The sequence below is a fragment of the Neobacillus sp. Soil_C_43 genome (genome assembly GCF_057656715.1).
In genome coordinates this window covers 38,264-57,479 of the sequence record NZ_JBDGJV010000014.1, presented here as the reverse complement: position 1 = coordinate 57,479, position 19,216 = coordinate 38,264, and the positions used below count along the sequence as shown (strand labels likewise).

Annotated in this window: 16 protein-coding genes; 3 read left to right on the top strand and 13 right to left on the bottom strand. The window is 39.5% G+C overall.

Going from position 1 to position 19,216, the window contains the following annotated elements; all coding sequences use genetic code 11:
• Positions 1 to 31 precede the first annotated feature (31 nt).
• The 4 genes from rlmD to AC3A54_RS17735 form a co-directional block, all read right to left on the bottom strand.
• The gene (gene rlmD / locus AC3A54_RS17750; RefSeq protein ID WP_487655592.1) at positions 32 to 1,405 is read right to left on the bottom strand and encodes a 23S rRNA (uracil(1939)-C(5))-methyltransferase RlmD; all 1,374 of its coding nucleotides are present in this window, start codon (positions 1,403 to 1,405) and stop codon (positions 32 to 34) included.
• A 202-nt stretch (positions 1,406 to 1,607) separates the two neighbouring features.
• Positions 1,608 to 2,471, bottom strand: coding sequence for a carbohydrate ABC transporter permease (locus tag AC3A54_RS17745; protein ID WP_487655500.1), 864 nt, complete (start codon positions 2,469 to 2,471; stop codon positions 1,608 to 1,610).
• Complete coding sequence (locus AC3A54_RS17740) at positions 2,468 to 3,445, bottom strand: carbohydrate ABC transporter permease (RefSeq protein WP_487655499.1); 978 nt, start codon at positions 3,443 to 3,445, stop codon at positions 2,468 to 2,470. Before AC3A54_RS17740 ends, AC3A54_RS17745 begins: the two co-directional genes overlap by 4 nt.
• Positions 3,446 to 3,508: 63 nt before the next feature.
• Complete coding sequence (locus AC3A54_RS17735) at positions 3,509 to 4,801, bottom strand: ABC transporter substrate-binding protein (protein WP_487655498.1); 1,293 nt, start codon at positions 4,799 to 4,801, stop codon at positions 3,509 to 3,511.
• A 269-nt stretch (positions 4,802 to 5,070) separates the two neighbouring features.
• Between AC3A54_RS17735 and AC3A54_RS17730 the strand changes: the two genes are divergently transcribed.
• Both AC3A54_RS17730 and AC3A54_RS17725 read left to right on the top strand, forming a co-directional pair.
• The gene (locus tag AC3A54_RS17730; RefSeq protein WP_487655497.1) at positions 5,071 to 5,811 is read left to right on the top strand and encodes a hypothetical protein; all 741 of its coding nucleotides are present in this window, start codon (positions 5,071 to 5,073) and stop codon (positions 5,809 to 5,811) included.
• Between the two features lie 5 nt (positions 5,812 to 5,816).
• Complete coding sequence (locus AC3A54_RS17725) at positions 5,817 to 6,557, top strand: metallophosphoesterase family protein (RefSeq protein ID WP_487655496.1); 741 nt, start codon at positions 5,817 to 5,819, stop codon at positions 6,555 to 6,557.
• 90 nt (positions 6,558 to 6,647) lie between these two features.
• Here AC3A54_RS17725 and AC3A54_RS17720 read toward each other — a convergent pair whose 3' ends face one another.
• The 7 genes from AC3A54_RS17720 to AC3A54_RS17690 form a co-directional block, all read right to left on the bottom strand.
• Positions 6,648 to 7,295 (bottom strand): copper homeostasis protein CutC, encoded by a 648-nt coding sequence (locus AC3A54_RS17720; RefSeq protein ID WP_487655495.1) that lies wholly within the window; start codon positions 7,293 to 7,295, stop codon positions 6,648 to 6,650.
• 370 nt (positions 7,296 to 7,665) lie between these two features.
• Entirely contained in the window at positions 7,666 to 10,722 is a 3,057-nt protein-coding gene (locus AC3A54_RS17715) for an efflux RND transporter permease subunit (RefSeq protein WP_487655494.1), read from the bottom strand.
• A gap of 682 nt (positions 10,723 to 11,404) precedes the next feature.
• Positions 11,405 to 12,427: an electron transfer flavoprotein subunit alpha/FixB family protein gene (locus AC3A54_RS17710; RefSeq protein ID WP_487655493.1), complete on the bottom strand. Its 1,023-nt coding sequence runs from the start codon at positions 12,425 to 12,427 to the stop codon at positions 11,405 to 11,407.
• The gene (locus AC3A54_RS17705) at positions 12,428 to 13,255 is read right to left on the bottom strand and encodes an electron transfer flavoprotein subunit beta/FixA family protein (protein ID WP_487655492.1); all 828 of its coding nucleotides are present in this window, start codon (positions 13,253 to 13,255) and stop codon (positions 12,428 to 12,430) included. It abuts the gene before it with no gap.
• 241 nt (positions 13,256 to 13,496) lie between these two features.
• Positions 13,497 to 14,333 (bottom strand): KPN_02809 family neutral zinc metallopeptidase, encoded by an 837-nt coding sequence (gene ypfJ, locus AC3A54_RS17700; RefSeq protein WP_487655491.1) that lies wholly within the window; start codon positions 14,331 to 14,333, stop codon positions 13,497 to 13,499.
• Between the two features lie 288 nt (positions 14,334 to 14,621).
• Positions 14,622 to 15,386: an acetoacetate decarboxylase gene (locus AC3A54_RS17695; protein WP_487655490.1), complete on the bottom strand. Its 765-nt coding sequence runs from the start codon at positions 15,384 to 15,386 to the stop codon at positions 14,622 to 14,624.
• A gap of 100 nt (positions 15,387 to 15,486) precedes the next feature.
• Complete coding sequence (locus AC3A54_RS17690) at positions 15,487 to 16,374, bottom strand: LysR family transcriptional regulator (RefSeq protein ID WP_487655489.1); 888 nt, start codon at positions 16,372 to 16,374, stop codon at positions 15,487 to 15,489.
• Positions 16,375 to 16,531: 157 nt separating this feature from the next.
• Between AC3A54_RS17690 and AC3A54_RS17685 the strand changes: the two genes are divergently transcribed.
• Positions 16,532 to 17,296: a 3-hydroxybutyrate dehydrogenase gene (locus AC3A54_RS17685; RefSeq protein ID WP_487655488.1), complete on the top strand. Its 765-nt coding sequence runs from the start codon at positions 16,532 to 16,534 to the stop codon at positions 17,294 to 17,296.
• A gap of 248 nt (positions 17,297 to 17,544) precedes the next feature.
• Here AC3A54_RS17685 and AC3A54_RS17680 read toward each other — a convergent pair whose 3' ends face one another.
• Together AC3A54_RS17680 and AC3A54_RS17675 are read right to left on the bottom strand one after the other, a co-directional pair.
• Positions 17,545 to 18,243 carry an SDR family oxidoreductase gene (locus AC3A54_RS17680; RefSeq protein ID WP_487655487.1) on the bottom strand — a complete coding sequence of 233 codons (699 nt, stop codon included), beginning with the start codon at positions 18,241 to 18,243 and terminating at the stop codon, positions 17,545 to 17,547.
• A gap of 419 nt (positions 18,244 to 18,662) precedes the next feature.
• Entirely contained in the window at positions 18,663 to 19,139 is a 477-nt protein-coding gene (locus AC3A54_RS17675; protein WP_487655486.1) for a CarD family transcriptional regulator, read from the bottom strand.
• Between the last annotated feature and the right edge of the window lie 77 nt (positions 19,140 to 19,216).

The window sequence follows — 19,216 nt, the reverse complement described above, 5'->3', positions numbered from 1 at the left end:
CTACTTTACAAAAAAGGCAACGACCAAGCGGTCAGTTGCCTTCTTTCAATATGAGTTGTGCGACACACTCTACATGTACAGTATGCGGGAATAAATCCACCGGCTGTACAATCTTTAATTCATATCCGAAATGCTCAAGCTCTTTAATATCTGTAGCAAACGTATCCGGATTACAAGATATATAAACGATTCTTTCTGGTTTGGATCGTCCAATTTTTCTCATTACTTTACCGCCTGCACCAGAACGGGGCGGGTCTAGCACTAATAACTCTGGATGACCAAAGCTCTCCAGTACTTCATCTATCCCATTTCTCGCATCTTTGGCTAAAAAGTATGTGTTTGTAAGGCCATTATCGAGAGCATTTCGTTTGGCCGATTCAATTGAACTCTCCACAATCTCAATTCCTGCTAGTTTTTCTACTTTGCTGGCAAAAGGAAGAGAGAACGTACCTACCCCACAGAATAAATCAATCATCTTTTCCGTTTTCTTTGGTTCACCCATTTCGATTGCTAAGTCAACCAGTTTTTGTGCTTGGGTTGGATTCGTTTGGAAGAATGTATCAAACCATAGACGGAACCGATAACCATCCATTTCATCGTATATAAAATCACGTCCGGCTAATACATGACTTTTTTCGGATTGCGTGCGGTCGGCCCAGTCTGTATTTTCAAGCCATAACAAGCTTTTTACCTGAGGAAATTTTTGTCCGATTCTCTTTGCTAAATCAGCTGCTGCATCCTCTAAATGGGCAACAGGTCCTTCTGTTGCAAATAAAGCCAGCATAATTTCACCTGTAGCAAAGGACTGTCTCACCATTAAATGACGTAGCAATCCTTCATGTAGGTCTTTGTTATATCCTGTTAATTGGTGGTCTCTCACCCATGCGGCTACTTCCATCGCAGCTTCAACCATTTCCTTACCAGCAATCAAACATGATTCAAGTGAAATGATTTTTCGGAAGTTCCCTTGTTCATGCAGCCCAAGTGACCCATCAGGAGCAAACGTAAATTCCATTTTATTTCGATACTGCCAAGGGTCGTCCATACCCATCGTGTCTTGAACGAGGTCCGGATTAAAGCCTTGAGCTTCAATTGCCTGTTTTACATGTAGCGTCTTTTGCTTTAGCTGCCCGCTATAATCCCAATGTTGCCATACGCATCCACCACATCTTTCAAAATGCGGACATGGCGCGGTTGTTCTTTCTGGATTCGCCTCAAGGATTTCTTCCGGCATTGCTTTTCTTCGTCTTCGGTCTGGTTGGTCAACTATGACACGAACCTTCTCACCTGGAAGAGAATGCGGAATAGTAAGCTTTAACTTGCGTTTATTTCCAAGCTCATTTTCAAGCCATTGAACCGCTTGACCAGAGCCTTTTTCATCTAAATTATCTATTTCAACTAGCATTTCTTTTGCTGTAGTACCAGTCAATTTTTCTTCCTCCTAAATTACCTTTCTTACTCTATTTAAAAATATAATAAATATCTATTATGACATAAGTTTATCATTTTTTTAATCCTCTTTTACAAATATTAAAACCACCTTATTCTATTTTTTGGTGGTTTTAAAGTTTATTACATTGTTTTCAAAGAAGTGCATTTACCAAGATTTACTCCTTCAACCCGGCAGATAAATTAGACCCTTTGATAAAGTAGCTCTGGAACAGAAAGAAAATAAGAATAATAGGAATCAGAACCATAACAGACATAGCCATTAAATAATTCCATTGGGTCTGAACACTACCTTTAAACGTTTGAAGTCCCAGCTGTAGGGTATAAAGCTTTTCATCGCTAAGATACAATAATGGTGTTAAAAGGTCATTCCATGCTCCTGTAAAAGAAAAAATCCCAACTGTTAGTAACGCTGGCTTAACGAGCGGCATAACGATCGACCACCAAATGCGGAAATGGCTTGCACCGTCCATAAATGCTGCTTCAATGAGTTCATTCGGTACCGTCATCATAAATTGCCGAATCAGAAAAATATTAAAAGCACTACCTAAAAAAGCAGGTACAATTAACGGTAGATACGTATTGACCCATCCTAATTTTGAAAATAGTATGTATTGTGGGATTAAGGTCACAAATCCAGGTATGATCATGGTCGAAAGAACAAGAACAAAAAGCGCGTTCCTTCCTTTAAAATGAACCTTTGCAAACCCGTAAGCAACAAAAGAGTTGATTAAAACGTTCCCTACCGTGCTGGCAACGGCAATTAGTAAGGTGTTCGTACTCCATCTTGTAAAATCTCCCGTCTTCCACGCCTCTATATAATTGGAAAAATGGAATTGCTTCGGGAAAAAAGACGGTGGAAACTGCAAAATCTCCTGTGTTGATTTTAAGGAAGTGGAAATCATCCACCAAAGTGGTGTCAATAACACCAAGCTCCCTACTAGTAGAATAAGGAATACAACCAAATTCTTGCTGTTCCATTCCTTCTTACGATAAATTTCTAATTCTCTTGAATCACTCATTTTCCATCTCCCCCCTCATAGTAAACCCACTTCTTTCCTGCTTTTAAATTCAGTACGGTTAATACCATAATGATGATAAATAGGAACCAAGCCATGGCAGATGCATATCCCATATCAAATGACTTAAACGCATTGTTCCACATGTGAAGATTATAGAAGAGCATAGAATTGGCCGGACCGCCCGTGCCATTTTGGGTCATCACATAAGCTTCCTGGAAAATTTGAAAGGATCCAATCGTACTGGTAATCACATCAAAGAATATTATGGGCGTTATTAACGGAAGGGTAATATGAAAAAACTTTTGGAAACTGTTGGCCCCGTCTAATTCAGAAGATTCATACAAGGAGGGTGAGATCCCCTGCATTCTGCCAAGATATAATAACATCCCGCCGCCTACACTCCACATTTTCATTAAAATTAGTGCGGGTTTTGTCCATTTTGGATCGAAAAGCCAGTTAGGTCCATTGATTCCAAACATATGTAAGAATTGGTTAACTAATCCCGTTGAAGGGCTTAACAGCTGCATCCATAAAAAGTAGACCGCTACACCCGATAGTATAGCCGGAAGATAAAAAATGGTCCGAAAAACTTTTATTCCTTTAATTTTTTGATTCATTAAAACTGCTGCAAAAATCGCCCCTGCTGTAGTTAAAGGAACAGAAAAAATAACATAATAGACCGTATTCCACAGAGAAGTCCAAAACATATCATCTAAGGTGAACATCCTCTTGTAATTATCCAGACCGATAAAATTCATCTTGGAGGTAATATTATAATCTGTAAAGCTGGCATATAGAGCAAATAACAAGGGACCTGCTGTTAAACCGACAAAGCCAACAAGCCATGGAAAAATAAATACATATCCCGTAATGTTTCTTTTCCACTTTGATCGGGATGCAGTTGGGAGAATTGCCGCTTTGGAAGCCTTTTCGGTAAATTGGATTTTTGGTAATGTGGTATCGATTTGCTTCATTATTGCTTTATCCTTCCTCTCTTATAATCGGAAGAGAAGCACGATGGCTTCTCTTCTCACCTATTATTTCTTCATTTTTTCCACATCTTTTTCCGCCTTTTCTAAAGCTTCCGAAGGCGAACGTTTGCCATGAGTTGCAGACTCCACTAAAGGATTGATTCGGTTTTGATAGTCTGGATAATGTGTGGGAACCGGTGACATCGTTGTGTATGGTAAAGCGTTCACTGCCTCTCGATAGACAATTTTGGAATCACCCGTTAACCCCTTCAACGCACCTTCTGCTCCCTTGATATTAGCAACGTTATCATAATTCTTTTCAGCCCAATATTTTTGCGCTTTTTCACCTGTCAAGTACTTAATAAATTCCATCGCTTCTTTCGGATGCTTGGCACCTTTAGGAACTTCCGCCACAAATCCACCTCCATCACTCCAATGCTTACTCTCCTTATCTAAAGATGGGATTGGAGCTACACCAAAATCCATCTTCGTACCTGAGTCACGGATTTGGGTAAAGAATGTTGCTACATCCGTAAACATTGCAACCTTTCCTGCGATAAACGGATTGGCTTGTCCATTACTAAATTCGGCCTGGTAATTTTGGATTGTTTTATCGCCGTACTTCTTTTGCCAATCTGCCAGCCATTGTAATGCCTTTACCTTATTAGGGGTATTAATTTTTAACTTACCATCTTCAATGTAGCCATTTCCGTTATCCGCATTTTTCAGCCAACTTGGTGCACCGAAGCCGCCAAACAAAGGATAAAATCCAATTCTAGTGAATTGACCATCTTGCTTTTTATCCAGCTGTTGGGCATATTCCTCTAGCTCTTTCCACGTTTGAGGAGGTTTATTTGGATCTAATCCAGCCTCTTTGAAAGCATCCTTATTATAGAAAAGCAATCTAGTATCCGTGGTGAACGGAACAGCGTATGGCTTCCCTTTATATAAAACGGTGTTCCATAAATTTGGGTAAAATTGTTTTTTGAAGGTATCATCTTTTATGTACTGAGATAAATCTTCTGCTTGATTGTTTTCTGCGCGCTGTGCCACACTGTTTATATCATTGATGACCACATCTGCAGGGTTTCCTGCTGCTACTGCGGCAAGATTTTTAGTCCAAATATCTCCCCATGGGATAAATGTATGTTTTACAATAATTCGATCTTGCGATTGATTAAAATCATTGACGATTTTTTCAATGATCGGTCTTCTTGTTTCTGAGCCCCAAAAGGTCCAAAAGTTAACCACTACCTTCCCCTTTGTGTCAGCCGCTTCTGTCTTACTTGAACAGCCTGATAGGATCGTTGATAAAATGAGGATTACTACAAATAAAAAACTACTAATTTTTTTTGTCATTAGACGATGCCTCCATAGATGTTTTTGTTTTTTTATAAAAAAAACAACCCGATTACAATAGGAGGAATACCCAGGTTTTTGTCTAATAAACCTACTTATTATCAAAATAGGAAGAAAGTACGAGAAAACTTTAGAGGGCTAGAATATGACAAGTGGGGCAAGGTGAATTACCTTTACCAGCAAGTTTACCCGTGTTTCTTTTATTTAATAGGCAACTTGGGAATATTACAATAAGGTCATTTGCCTTAAAGGAATGGGGGGAAGATTCAATGGGAATTGTGACGGGAGCAAAATTTCATTTATATAAAGAGAAAATATTTTCTCTACAATTGCCGTTATCCGATCATGACCTGCTAAATTCAACATTTTTATTAGAAAAGGATGTACAGAAAAAATTAGAAGTCTATTACACTCCTTTTGATTATATAAATGAGCACGCAAAGGTGGTTATAGCAGGCATCACACCTGGACTCAATCAGATGAAAAAAGCTTATACAACTGTTATTGAGAATAGACATTTAAGTGACGAGGAAATACTTCATCAGGTAAAAAAAAGTGCCAGCTTTGAGGGATCAATGAGAACCAATCTTATTTCGATGCTTGATGCACTTGAATTACCGGGACATCTAGATATTTCATCTTCAAGTCAACTTTTTGGTGAAGCAAGCCACCTTGTTTACACTACCTCTATCCTTCCATACGCTGTATTTTACGAACATCAAAATTTTAACGGTTCACGGCCCAATATTTTAAAAACCGAAATGTTATTGGCCTATGTAAAAAATTACTTTATGAAAGATAACTCAAAAATTGAAAATCCGCTCATTATTCCTCTTGGTGTGAATGTAAGTAAAGTGCTTACCTATTTTTATAAGGAAAAACATATTTTGAAGGGGTTCCCTCATCCTTCGGGGAGTAACGGCCATCGGCACAGACAATTCCGCGAGAATAAAGAGGATATGAGGAGACAAATCGAGAATTATTTTACAGACCATCCGTTAGGAGTTTAGTAAATATGGAAAAAATCGCTGTCATTTCAGACATTCATGGAAATATCCCTGCACTAGAATCTGTGCTAAGTGATATAGATTCTAGAAACATTAAGAGAATTATTTGCCTAGGTGATTTAGTAGGCAAAGGCCCACAATCTAGTATGGCAATACAAATAATTGAAAAGCATTGTGAACGTGTGATTAGAGGAAATTGGGATGATTTTTTTCCTAAACCCCAAGAAGCGGACACAATTAAGTGGCATCAAAACCAATTAACAAAAAACCAAATGGATTATTTAAAAGACCTCCCCTTTTCCGTCGAGTTTATGATGAGTGGAAAACTAGTCAGAATGTTTCATGCTTCACCAAGAAGTGTGTATGAAAGAATACAGCCATGGGATTCACTCGAACGACGCTTAAGTATGTTCGAAAACACTGCATGCACAGAAAATATAGAGGGAAAAATGGAGCCGGATGTCGTTTGTTATGGAGATATACATAATGCTTATCAGCAAAATATAAAAGGTAAAACTTTATGCAATGTCGGAAGCGTTGGTAATCCTCTTGATCTCACTCAAGCCTCCTATGCCATTCTTGAGGGAGAATATAACCAAACTGAAAAAGGAGTGTTTTCGATACAGCTTGTTCGTGTTCCATATGATATAGAATTATCAATCCAATTAGCAAGAGAAGCGGCAATGCCTGATCTTGCAGAATATATTCAGGAATTAACCACGGCGAAATATCGAGGTTTGAATAAGTAGTGTAGAAATCATTAGTAAAAGGCATGAATTCGAGTAAGTCTCGAATTCATGCCAAATAGGGCTTCTAATCATTCGTTACCAAATTTCGTGTTAGAACAAATCAAGCTGCCCCACTATTTTTGTCCCATGTACTTCACTTATTTTAAGCTTACTAGTGATAAAATTTAGGTTTCTGTCTGTAATTCCACCACCGGGCATAATGGTGATTTTGTCTTTCGCATAATCTACATATTCCTTCAACCGACTTAGATTATCTTCAATTGGACTAGAACTTGACCCTCCATGAGTTAAAATCCGACTCACCCCTTGTTCCACAAGCCAATCAATAGCCTCAAATTGATTTTCAGGTTTAATATGATCAAATGCCATATGAAAAGTGACATCAAGCCCTTTCGCTGATTCCAGCAAATGGAGCATGGGCTCTTCATCTAGCCAGCCAGAACGATTCAAACAACCAATGACCACCCCGTCTGTTCCTAACTGTTTGAAATGGTCAATATCATTTTGCATAATCTCGATTTCTTCTTTAGAATAGATAAAGTTTCCACCTCTGGGCCTAATTAAGGTCATTACTTTCGTATTGTGAAGGTGACAATATGTAATGGTTTTTTCAGCTACCCCGTGACTTACTGTGGTGCCCCCTACAGATAAGTTGTCACAAAGCTCAATGCGATTTCCCCCACGCGCAATCGCCATAGGAACCCATGTAAAATTCTCAACACATACTTCTTTAAGCATACAATTACACCCTTTTTGTTTTAAACTTACCCTTAGTATAATAATTAATAGTATATTATAGAAACAAAAAACACCTTCTTTAAACAAACGGAAAAATTCCGTTTAAATTGGAAAATACCCATATTTCCTTATAAATAAAGGAAGTTTTTCCGCTTATATTATCCAAACTGTTGGATTTCGTCTTATTTAGAGGAGTTAATCGGAATCTCTCCGCTTATTTCAGCTTCTTAAGCTTCCTCTATATCCAATAGCCGGAAATTCTCCGCCTATGAATTCTCATACCTACACGAAAATCAACAATGAATAATAACAGACCCTTTCTAAAAAAAAGAGAAGTGCTTAAATACACTTCTCCCTCTACTTATATTCATCATTTCAAGAGACCCGTCATCTTGGAAACACTTCTTGCAGCGCTAGTCACTGTTACTTCATTCTTTCTACTAAACCTCGACTTAATCGACCTTAATATATGATACGTTGTTGGTACAATCACCAAGGTTAACAAAGTTGAAGTCAGCAGCCCGGAAATAACGACAATCGCCAAGGACCTTGAGATTAATCCACCTTCACTGGACAAAGCTAAAGGTAAAAGCGCACCAATTGTAGCTAGAGCGGTCATCAAGATCGGGCGTAGACGTGTCTTACCAGCTTCAAGCAAAGCTGCTTTGATTTCCATGCCCTTCTTCTCATTCTGCTTCACCCGTTCCATTAACACAATCGCATTGGTAACCACAATACCGATTAACATGAGGAATCCAACTAATGCTGGCATGCCGAGTGCTTGATTCGTCAGATATAAGCCCAACAATCCACCAGAGAACAAGAATGGCAGGGAAGACAAGATCGACACTGGCATTAACATATTTCCAAACGCGACAAGCATGACGATAAATACCAGCACAACTGCTATCGCCATCGCAATCGTCATATTCGTAAACCCTTCATTCATTGCTTGCGCTTGGCCTTCTGAATGATAGGTAATTCCATCTGGTAAGTCTAACGATTTAAGACGCTTATCGACCTCTGCTTGCACACCAGAAGAATTATCCGTTGTGATTCGGCCAGAAACCTGCACATATTGTTGCTGATTTAATCGGTACAATGCGGAAGGACTTGGCTGCTTCGTAAGTATTGCCACATCTGATAGAGTAACTGGAACACCAATAGGATTCGTAATTGTTTGACTCATGATATCATGAATAGAATTAGCCGAATCTCCCGCCAATAACAAATTCACACTGGTTGTTTTTCCATCCACTTGTATATCGCCTACATGATCGCCCGAAATCAACTGTCTAATGAAGCCTGCCACCATAATTGGGCTTAACCCTTTTTCGGCAGCTTTTTGGTCATCGATTTTCAATTGAAGCTGTTCCTTCACGCCAGAGAGGTTCGATTCGACATTTTCCAACCCATCAATATCTTTAATTTTATCTACAATCATTTTGCCAGCAGTTTCTAAATCTTTGGGATTTGAACCCTCGACCATTAATGCTAAACCGCTTGTTCCAACTATCCCCACAGGAGCGAGTGCCACTTTCATTTGATCATCCAGTTTCTCTACTTCTGTTCTGACCCTCTTTTCAAATTCACTGGTCTGTTCCTTCGTGATGTTATCCTTTAAATCTATGGAAAAACGAATATGTTCCCCATTCACAATTGTCTGTACATTTTTAATTTGCTTTTCCTGAACTAGGACTTCTTCTACTTTGATAGCAAGTTCGTTCGCTTTTACCAGCGAGGTTCCAGCTGGTAAATCCCCAGTTAACCGGTAGGAAACTGCTTTTTCTTGCGGTAAAAAGTTCTTCGGGATCATAGGAACGAGTGCGAGCGATCCGGCAAACATCACTACTGCTATAACAATCGTTACCGCCCGTTTATTTAAGACCCATGTCAAAGTATGCTTATACGCTTTTTCAAACCAACTTTCTTTCACTTCTTTATGCTTGATCTTCAGTAAGAATAATTTTGCCAACAACGGTACAACCGTTAGTGAAACAATCAAGGAAAACGCGAGCGCCACGATGACCGTAATACCAAACGGTGCAAAAAAGCGGCCAATAATCCCTGGTACAAAAGAAAGTGGCCCGAATACGGCAATGGTTGTAAGTGTCGAGGAAGTGATTGCTCCTCCCACCTCTTTAGCTGCCGTTAACACCATTCGCTCATCACGTCTTGTGCTTGTTAAGGTTCTACGGTATACGTTCTCAATGACCACAATTGAATCGTCAATGACCCGCCCAACAGCAACCGCGATTCCAGCCAAGGTCATCATGTTTAAGCTATAGTCCAAGTATTTCATTGTGATCATTGAAGCCAAAATCGATAACGGGATCGATAAGACTGCTACAATCGTTGCTCTAACATTTCGTAAAAACAAGAACGTCACAATAACCGCAAACAACGTACCTAGCAATACCTCGCGCAGCATCCCGTTTACAGATGTTTTAACTTCCTTTGAGGTATCGTATAATTTCGTTAATTTATAGCCAGCAGGAAGATCTAACGCATCCAGCTTTTCCTTTGCCTGCCCCACTACCTCAACCGTATTGGAACCTGCTTGCGCCTTCATTTCGACTAAAACAGCCGGTTTTTCGTTTAAGCGAGTATAAACAGTTTCCTTTTTATTGCTATAGGAAACGTCGGCGATCTCTGACAAACTGACCTTTTGGATACCAGTTGGCCCTTGAGCCAAAATTTGAATATCCTTTACATCCTTTACCGAACCAAGCTTAAAATCAGCTTGAACATTTAGTGTTTTATCCTCTACATTCATTTGACCAGCAGGAAAGGAAAAATGATGAGCTAAAAATGTTTGTTTGACGGTCTCATATGTAATCCCGTAACTCTTCATCTTTTCCGGATCAAGTTTGATTGCTACTTGCTTTTCTGTCTCACCAGAAATCTCAATTGCACCTGCACCATCGATTCCTGTTAGTGCCGGCTTAATATGTTCATTAATATATTGTGTCAAATCGGATTGATTGGCTGTATCAGAAGAAAGAGCAAACTCAAATACTGGAGCAGCAGAAGGACCATCCTTTAGAATTTGTGGTTTCTCGGCACCTTCCGGCAGCTTGATTGATGCGACTGCTGTGGTCACATCCTTTTCGGCTTCATCCATGTCCTTGCTCATTTCAAACTCAAGAATTCCCACTACTACATTGCTGTGTGCTTCAATATAGAGGTTATCTAGTTTCTTGATTCCCGACAAGGTTGATTCCATAGGCTTTCCTATATCCTCTAACCCTTGTTCCGGCGTAGCTCCAACATATGGAACCTGTACGATGATATACGGAATATCGACATTCGGCATCGACTCCATCTTCATCGTTTTGACGGAATATATACCGCCTGCAATCACCATTAACATGGCGATAAAAATAACCCCTGCATTTTTTAAAGAAAATTTAATCCACGACTGCATAACTTCTTTCCCCTCCGTTAATCGTTTTCCCACCGCTTATTGTTTGATCTCCTTTTTCATTATAGGTTTTCTACCCAGCTTCCAGCCTCGGGCGGCTGTTGTAAAATTACCTAAGACCTGAGACCTAGAAATGTTTTCCAACTAGAATTATCAAACTGCTAAATAGCAATTTACAGTCGAAAGCACCAGATGAATAGACGGGAAAGTTGAATGTATGGTTTCATAAAATTATCCATTTTTTCTGAACACACAAAAAAGCCGCCCAGCAGTAGGAGCAGCTCTTAAATAATGGCTCTTTTCTAAGTCATTGTTGCTTTTGGCTACCTTTTTTAAGGTTCGTTCTAATAAATAGGCGGAGGAATTCCGCCTATTTGGAAAACTGGACGTAAATTAGCTCAAATAGAGGGAGATATTCCGCTTATTTGATTTTAAAACGCAAAAATGAGGCACTTTTCTTTGAATAAGCGGAAATACTCCGCTTATCTACTCCGAAATGAGCTCGATTTTGCAAATAAGCGGAAAAACTCCACTTATTTGTTACCCTTCTAAGGGGCAATCCAATTAGCAAGTTTTTTGCAGTGTATCTCTGATTCTAAATGAATAAGCCTCCGCATTTATACCATAACAACAATGTTTTAGTAAACATCCTAAATAATATATATACCTGCATCGAACTCTTACATTATTTCATTACCTTATCTTTAGAAAGAGCATTCTTAAACTGTTCGATAAGAATTGGGACAATCTCAAAGGCATCGCCAACAATTCCATAATGACAGTTTTGAAAAATAGGGGCTTCTTTGTCCTTATTAATAGCAATAATCAAGCCGGAATTCTTCATTCCCACAATATGTTGAATGGCACCAGAAATGCCAATCGCAAAATAGATCTTTGGCGTAACCGTCACACCGGTCTGCCCTACTTGGTGAGGGTGAGCAATCCAACCCGCTTCCACCACATCCCTGCTGGCTCCAACCGCTCCTCCAAGCGTTTCAGCCAACTGGTGTATTAACTGAAATCCATCGTAGCTCCCTAAACCTTTACCGCCTGCAACAACAATATCGGCTTCGTCGATTCGTACTTTTTTTACCGTTGCTTTTACAATTTCCAAAACTTTTGTCCGGACATCTTCCTCTTGTAGAGAAATGGTTTCTTCCACGATCTTGCCTGTTCTCCCTGGCTCAGGGTCCAGCGCCTTCATGACTTTGCCACGTACAGTCGCCATTTGCGGCCGATATTTTTTACATAAAATAGTCGCCATAATATTTCCGCCAAACGCTGGCCTGCTCGCTAATAGTAACCCCGTTTCCTCTTCGACATCCAACTCCGTCGTATCCGCAGTCAAACCTGTAGGAAGATCAGTAGCTACCGCGCTTGCCAAGTCTTTTCCAGTTGAAGTCGCCCCGTAGAGGATAATTTCTGGTTTGTATTTATCACTACATTCCAGAAGCGCCTTCATATAGGTCTCAGTCCGATAATGTTTAAAGATGGGTTGGTCATAGACATAAACTGTATCTGCTCCATATTCAAATACGGTTTTTGTTAAATGCTTAACATTCTCCCCGATTAAAATACCAGCTAATTCCACTCCCCGTTTGTCTGCCAACTTTCTTCCTGCCCCCAAAAGTTCAAGGGAAACAGAAGCAACCACGTCATCCTTTTGTTCAATAAATACCCAAACACCTTTGTAATCTTTAAAATCCAATTACATGCCCCCCTTTGTTTCAAACAGTTCTTTCTTTTCAAGAAGGACAGAGAGCAATTGCTCTACTTGTGCCATTGGGTTGCCTTCAAGAAACGTTCCTCCTGCCGGTTTTTGCGGAGCCCATACTTTTGAGACAATCGTTGGGGATCCCTTCAAACCAAGCTGCTTAATATCTACCCCTTCAAGATCATCCACAGACCAAATATGAGGTTTATACCTGGCAGCTTTTATCATGTTCGGAAACGGAGAGTACGGCACTTCATTGATTGTTTTTTCAACAGAAAACAAACACGGCAATGACGACCGGACGACTTCATACCCGTCCTCCAGCTTGCGATGGACAATCGCATATCCCTCTTCTTGATTGATTTCCACGACTTTGTTCACAGACGTCAGCGGTGGAATATCGAGCCTTCTTGCTATTCCGGGACCGACTTGACCGGTATCTCCATCGATGGACATTTTTCCGCAAATGATTAAATCTACGGGCTTTTGTTTTGCTATTTTTTCAATCGCCTTTGTAACGGCATAGCTCGTTGCCAATGTATCGGCTCCCGCAAACCGGCGGTCGGTGATCAGATAACCCTCATCGGCGCCGATTTCAATACACTTCTTAATCGCGGTAACCGCTGGAGGCGGCCCCATCGTAACAACAGATACGATTCCTCCATATCTTTGCTTTAAACGAACCGCCTCTTCCACAGCATGGGCATCATACGGATTCAATATCGCAGGTGCTGTTCTACGGTCCATCGTATTTGTTTTTGGATTCATCTTAATGATTTTAGTGTCTGGCACTTGCTTGATACAGGCTACAATATGCAGCATTTAACCCCTCCCTCTTAATAAAGCAAATAGTCCTTTACTTACATCGATATGAAACTTGCCGGATGTTTTTCGCTAAAAAGCCTTTTTACGCCCGTTTACTTTTACTTTATTAAAAGAGATGTCCTGACATTCGAATTTTCTGATAAATATCTATGTAAATATTGCCGATGAAATGCCAGACACATGAAAAAAGAAGCTGCCGTATTGTTTTGGCAACTTCTTAAGTACTGTTTATTCACCATTAAAGATTTGCCTGTTTAAAGGTATCTCCACCCTCAATGGTGCCATTTTCAAATCCTTTATTAAACCATCGCTTTCTTTGTTCAGACGTTCCATGTGTAAAGCTTTCAGGAACCACATAGCCCTGTGCTTTTTTCTGAATATTATCATCACCCACAGCATTTGCTGCATTCAATGCTTCTTCAAGGTCCCCTTTTTCAAGGTATCCTTTCCCTTGGGCGTCGTGTGCCCAAACACCCGCCAAGTAGTCAGCCTGCAATTCAAATCGGACGGAGTATTCATTGGAACGTTTTTGGCTTGCTGAAGCGTTGTCTCCCATATTCAAAAGTGTCTGGACATGGTGGCCTACCTCATGTGCGATAACATATGCCATAGCGAAGTCACCAGGTGCTTGGAATCTTTGTTTCAGCTCCTCATAAAAACTTAGGTCAATGTAAAGCTTGTGGTCACCAGGACAATAAAACGGCCCAACAGCAGAACTAGCAGTTCCACAGGCCGACTGAACACTGTCCCTGTACAAAACGAGCTTTGGATTTTCGTATGTTAGACCTTGTTCCTTGAATTTTTCTGCCCATACATCCTCTGTATCAGCAAGGACAACAGAAACAAAGTCCGCCAATTCTTTCTCCTGAGTTGTTTCTTGATAAGGAGCGCTTGTATCTGAACCAAAATTCGATGTACTATTATTTATTAAATCTCCGGGGTTACCGCCGAGGAGCGTAAAGAGGAGAACGATAATGATACTACCGATTCCGCCTCCAATTACTGTCTTTCCTCCCATGCCCATACCTCTACGATCTTCAACGTTTGAGCTTTGCCGTCTTCCTTTCCATTGCATCTTTTTACCTCCCTAAAAATTTCTGATAGAGTATAATTAACTAATTCCATATTGTTATACCCATATAAAAGAGAAATACACGAATACCCGGCTCTACTTAGCCATATTCCGATCCTCACCTGTTATCAACGCCTTCACAATGCTATGAAACGCTTGCCGAGCATTTATTAACTCTAATTCCACCCCCAAGTACGTATAATCCTATCATTGTATAGATTCAGAATGGATTATAAAGGATATAAAAATAGACCTATCCGCATTTGGAATAGGTCCTACAGTTTTTGAATTTTATCTATTAACACCAGCAGCTGCTTTTTCTTCTGCTAAATAATCATAAACGACACTTGGTGCTGCAAGTATAAGATCAGTAAGAATGTGAGAGGCATGGACGATTTCACGAACCGGAAGGTCTGCCATTGGTGCAAGGACATGTTCAAATAATTGCAGACGGGCAGGTCCTGTCCAAGCTCCGTGGATGGTTAGATCCGAAATTTCAGTTCTCACAATTTCACAAACCTTTTGTTTGCCATTAAAATCAGGCACGATTTTGAGCATAAATGTCGGACGAGTAAGCTCTTCTCTCGCAATCTTTATATCTAGCGGCTCATGTTTATAACCCATGGTGGCGTTTGCTACACGAAGGCTACCATAATCTAGTGTGCCAACTAGTGTATCTGAGTCGATAAACAGCTTTGGAGCACCTAGTTTTTTCGGATAGGCACTCGCTTCCCGGCCAACAGCAATAGCGGGGTGATTGTCCACATACATGGCATGGAGATATTCCCCTTTTTCACCATTGAAGCTAACAGGAATTACCTGACCGCACTCTGTGTAGGCGCCAAGACCAGTAACATCAGGCATATACATTACTTCAAATTTAACGAGAGGTTCCTCAATCTCCAGTGGCTCAGGAACGATTTTTCTTAAAGAATCTATATCTGTACGATATACAATATTCAAGTATTCCCTGTTATGGAAGAAATATGGTCCTTTTGGATATGCTGGTGCACCAAGTGGTGTTGTCATTTGTTTTTTTACATCCTTAATTAACATACGATTCATCCTTTCCTTTGTACTCCAAAAGTTTAATGCTAATTTATATATAGGTACAATACATATAATGAATACGATTTATTCATAGAATGAATATGTATTATCCGTTAGGAAAGTTTGACGTGATAAATTGCAGCAATTCCCTCGTTGCATATGAAAGATACTTATTTTTCCTCCAAATGATTGCGAGGTCCCATAATATTTTGGGCTCAATGATCGAAATCGTTTTAATATAGGATGGATCGAGTTTGCGGCAGAGGGGCTCTGGCAAAATGGCCACACCATTGCCGTTCGCAACCATTTCAGTAATAAAGTCCCACTGGGAGCTTTCATAAATGACGTGAGGATTAAATCCTGCCTGAATACAATGCTCACGAATACGGTCGTGCAAAGCAAAGCCTTCCCGCATGAAAAGAAATGATTCATTTTGTAATCTTTTAAGAGGGATTGTATCAACTTCTGCCAAGGGATGCCCGTCATCGACGATCAGCTTTAACTCGCTTTTTACAAATGGGTATGAATCGAAGAGTTCCTTATTGACAGGCAGTACTGCAACGCCGAAGTCTACGGCTCCTTCTTCTATCATTTTTTCTACTTTCTTGGCCCCCTCCTCCTCCAAACTTATATGGATATTCGGATAGTACTGGCGAAATTCCCTGATCAACTTAGGAAAAAAGAGAGAACCTATTACGGGAGGGAGTCCAATTTTTATATGACCTTTTTTAATTTTCATCTTATCAGAAAGCTTGTCTGACAAATTATTCATCAACCTCATTATTTCCTGTGCTTCTTCAAAGACTATCTCCCCTGCATCCGTTAGTTTCATATGTTTTGTGGTCCGGTCAAATAAAAGGACCTCCAATTCTTCCTCTAAGTTTTTAACCATTTTGCTTAAGGTAGGCTGCGTTACATTAAGCTGCTCTGCCGCCTTCGAAAAACTAAGCTGTTTAGCGACCTCTAAAAAGTATCCAAGCTGTCGGCTTTCCAACAGAAAAACCTCCTTTTATAATTATTTTTCATAAATACTATTCGATATATGTATTTTACCAATATATCCAACTGTTTTATAATAAAAACGGTTTCTAACAAACCTTATCGAAAAAAGGTTGTAAGGGTTATCCATTTAAACAAAGGGGAGAACATCAATGGGAGAACACACTAATAGAACGATCATTGTTACGGGGGCTGCTAGAGGAATTGGCTATGCCATTGCCGAAGCGTTTGTTAAAAACGGTGACTTTGTTGCGATTGGGGATTTAAATCTAGAAAATGCTGAAAAAAGTGCAGCCGCACTTGGAAGCCTAGCTAAAGGTTATCAAGTAAATGTAGCGGACGAGGAATCTGTAAAAGGATTTATTAATCAAGTAGTAGCATATAGGGGTACTGTCCATGTATTGGTTAATAACGCTGGATTGCAGCATATCGATAAAGTAGAAGATTTCCCATCAGAAAAATGGAATCTATTACTAGGTGTTATGTTAACAGGACCATTCCTGTTGACGAAACATGTTGTACCACTAATGAAAAAGCAGCAATATGGAAGAATTATCAATATTTCTTCTGTTCACGGCAAGATGGCTTCTCCATTTAAAGCTGCGTATGTTTCTGCGAAGCATGGTGTCGTTGGCTTAACTAGAACGGTTGCGATTGAAACGGCTAATGAAGGAATTACCGTTAATGCGATAATGCCTGGAGCAGTAAAAACGGAATTAGTTATGAACCAGTTGGCTGGCTTGGCGCAGGAGGATGGAATTTCCGAAGAAGAAGCATTATACAAACATCTTTTAAACAAACAGGCTTTAAAACGTTTTGTCGAGCCATCTGAGATCGCTGCAGCGGCTATTTATCTAGCGTCTGAGGGTGCTGCATCTGTTACTGGTGAAACTCTTAGTGTTTCTGGTGGAATGTAAGACAATACATGTTAATAAGGGGCTTCTTTTGTAAGAAGTGCCCCTTTTTTTTCTGAAAAAGAAAGGTGTCAAGGAAGACTTTGTTCGCACAAGATTAACTAATTTTATGCCCATCAAATGGAAGATTTTAGTTTTTGTCATATGATTTTTTTATGATTATATGATATAGTTTGTGCCATTCACTAGTTTTGAGACAAAATGATCAGTTAACTCTTAAACCAGTTGCCTAATAGTAAAACAAGTCCCTTCTACCAGGAAATTTCCTTTCGATCCCTAAAAAACCGTCCCGTTCGTCCAACATTTCCAGTCGCCAGCCACACCGCAGTATCAGCCCCCTCTGCTACTGAACGCGGGGCACTTGATCCGCCCATGTCCGTGCGAACCCAGCCTGGACACATGGAATTGACCAAAACACCTTTATCTCGTAAAACATCTGCTAATTGAATTGTTAAAACATTCAAAGCTGTTTTGGAGAGGGAGTAAGAAGGATACCATCCTTCCAAATCCTCTATGGCTCCCATTCCACTTGATACGTTCACGATCCTGCCTTCCCCGCTTACTTCGAGTAATGGAACCAAAACCTGAGATAATCTAAGCGGCCCATAAACATTTGTTTCCATCGTTTTTCGCACAGTGTCTAAATCAATGTCAAGGATACTATTTTTATCATCAATATAGATTCCCGCATTATTAATTAAAATATCAAGCGATCCAAACTGTTCTTTTACATCAAGAGCAAGTTTTTGAATACTTTCTTCATTTGTCACGTCTAGATCATGAAAATGTACATCTAGCCCCTTCTTTTTTAATTGGCTGTATGCCGCTTTCCCTTTTTCTTCGTTTCTTGCGGTCATAATAACTTTTACTCCAATCTTCCCGAGCTGCCTAGTGATTTCCAGACCAATCCCTCTATTTGCACCTGTTACAATCGCTGTTTTTAGATTCATTTTACTCTTAGACCTCCAGTCTTTAAAAATTAAGCCACGACATAAACCCAATAACTTCTAATTTTTCATAAGGCTCAACTATAATAGAATGTTATTAAATGATACAAAAAATGGTTTCCTAGTCTGGAAACCATTTTTTGTATCATCCTTACAGCTCATTTTCCGTGCCGGTTTGAATCAGGATTGCAAAAATCTAGTGAATATTTTGTTCGAGTTATTTGATGAAACTTCAAACGTTCGTAAAAGAAATTTAAATAATAAAAATGGATTAGATTGTAGATTTAACAAAAGAGGTTAATGCTCTAAAAGTGAGTTGAAGAAGCTGAGTGTCTTTGAAGTGATTTACTTTTACTAATAATCATATTCCCAAAAACTTCAGGATATTTTTGGAAGATGTTCTTCACTATCTATAATTAACCTTAACAGAAACTTTTTATTTGATTTTCAGTGATCCCTTTTATTAATCCCAGTTCACTCATCAAAAATCCATGTGCGTTATCCAACATTGTTTTTTCGCTTGAATTAAGTGCTTTTTCTTTCTTCATACGCATTAAATCACGTACAACTTCAGCACCTTCTTGTATTTTACCCGTTTTTACTTTGTCGGCGTTCACTTTATACCTTTGTTTCCACGGCAGCAATCGATCTGATTCTCCATGCTGAAAAATGTGTATGATGTGTTTTAATGCAATTATGTCAGTAACTGGACGTATACTTGAACTCAATATTTTACCCGTAGGAATCATAACTTGCATATTACTGATTAACATTTTTATAACAAAATACTGTTGTTTTACCCCTGAGATTTCCTTTTCTTCTATGGCTTTAATTATACCTGCTCCGTGCATTGGATAAACAATGTTATCGCCAATTTGAAACAAATAATCCACCTCCATATTTGGTAACCTTCTTAAGCCTAACACATATAATATTTTTTATCAAATTTTCTATAATATCATAAATTTATTTTAAG

Bases quoted from the DNA above. Each gene is read 5' to 3' on its own strand.
- rlmD (WP_487655592.1), bottom strand. From the start codon at position 1,405: ATGCTAGTTGAAATAGATAATTTAGATGAAAAAGGCTCTGGTCAAGCG.
- AC3A54_RS17745 (WP_487655500.1), bottom strand. From the start codon at position 2,471: ATGAGTGATTCAAGAGAATTAGAAATTTATCGTAAGAAGGAATGGAAC.
- AC3A54_RS17740 (WP_487655499.1), bottom strand. From the start codon at position 3,445: ATGAAGCAAATCGATACCACATTACCAAAAATCCAATTTACCGAAAAG.
- AC3A54_RS17735 (WP_487655498.1), bottom strand. From the start codon at position 4,801: ATGACAAAAAAAATTAGTAGTTTTTTATTTGTAGTAATCCTCATTTTA.
- AC3A54_RS17730 (WP_487655497.1), top strand. From the start codon at position 5,071: ATGGGAATTGTGACGGGAGCAAAATTTCATTTATATAAAGAGAAAATA.
- AC3A54_RS17725 (WP_487655496.1), top strand. From the start codon at position 5,817: ATGGAAAAAATCGCTGTCATTTCAGACATTCATGGAAATATCCCTGCA.
- AC3A54_RS17720 (WP_487655495.1), bottom strand. From the start codon at position 7,295: ATGCTTAAAGAAGTATGTGTTGAGAATTTTACATGGGTTCCTATGGCG.
- AC3A54_RS17715 (WP_487655494.1), bottom strand. From the start codon at position 10,722: ATGCAGTCGTGGATTAAATTTTCTTTAAAAAATGCAGGGGTTATTTTT.
- AC3A54_RS17705 (WP_487655492.1), bottom strand. From the start codon at position 13,255: ATGCTGCATATTGTAGCCTGTATCAAGCAAGTGCCAGACACTAAAATC.
- ypfJ (WP_487655491.1), bottom strand. From the start codon at position 14,333: ATGCAATGGAAAGGAAGACGGCAAAGCTCAAACGTTGAAGATCGTAGA.
- AC3A54_RS17695 (WP_487655490.1), bottom strand. From the start codon at position 15,386: ATGTTAATTAAGGATGTAAAAAAACAAATGACAACACCACTTGGTGCA.
- AC3A54_RS17685 (WP_487655488.1), top strand. From the start codon at position 16,532: ATGGGAGAACACACTAATAGAACGATCATTGTTACGGGGGCTGCTAGA.
- AC3A54_RS17680 (WP_487655487.1), bottom strand. From the start codon at position 18,243: ATGAATCTAAAAACAGCGATTGTAACAGGTGCAAATAGAGGGATTGGT.
- AC3A54_RS17675 (WP_487655486.1), bottom strand. From the start codon at position 19,139: ATGGAGGTGGATTATTTGTTTCAAATTGGCGATAACATTGTTTATCCA.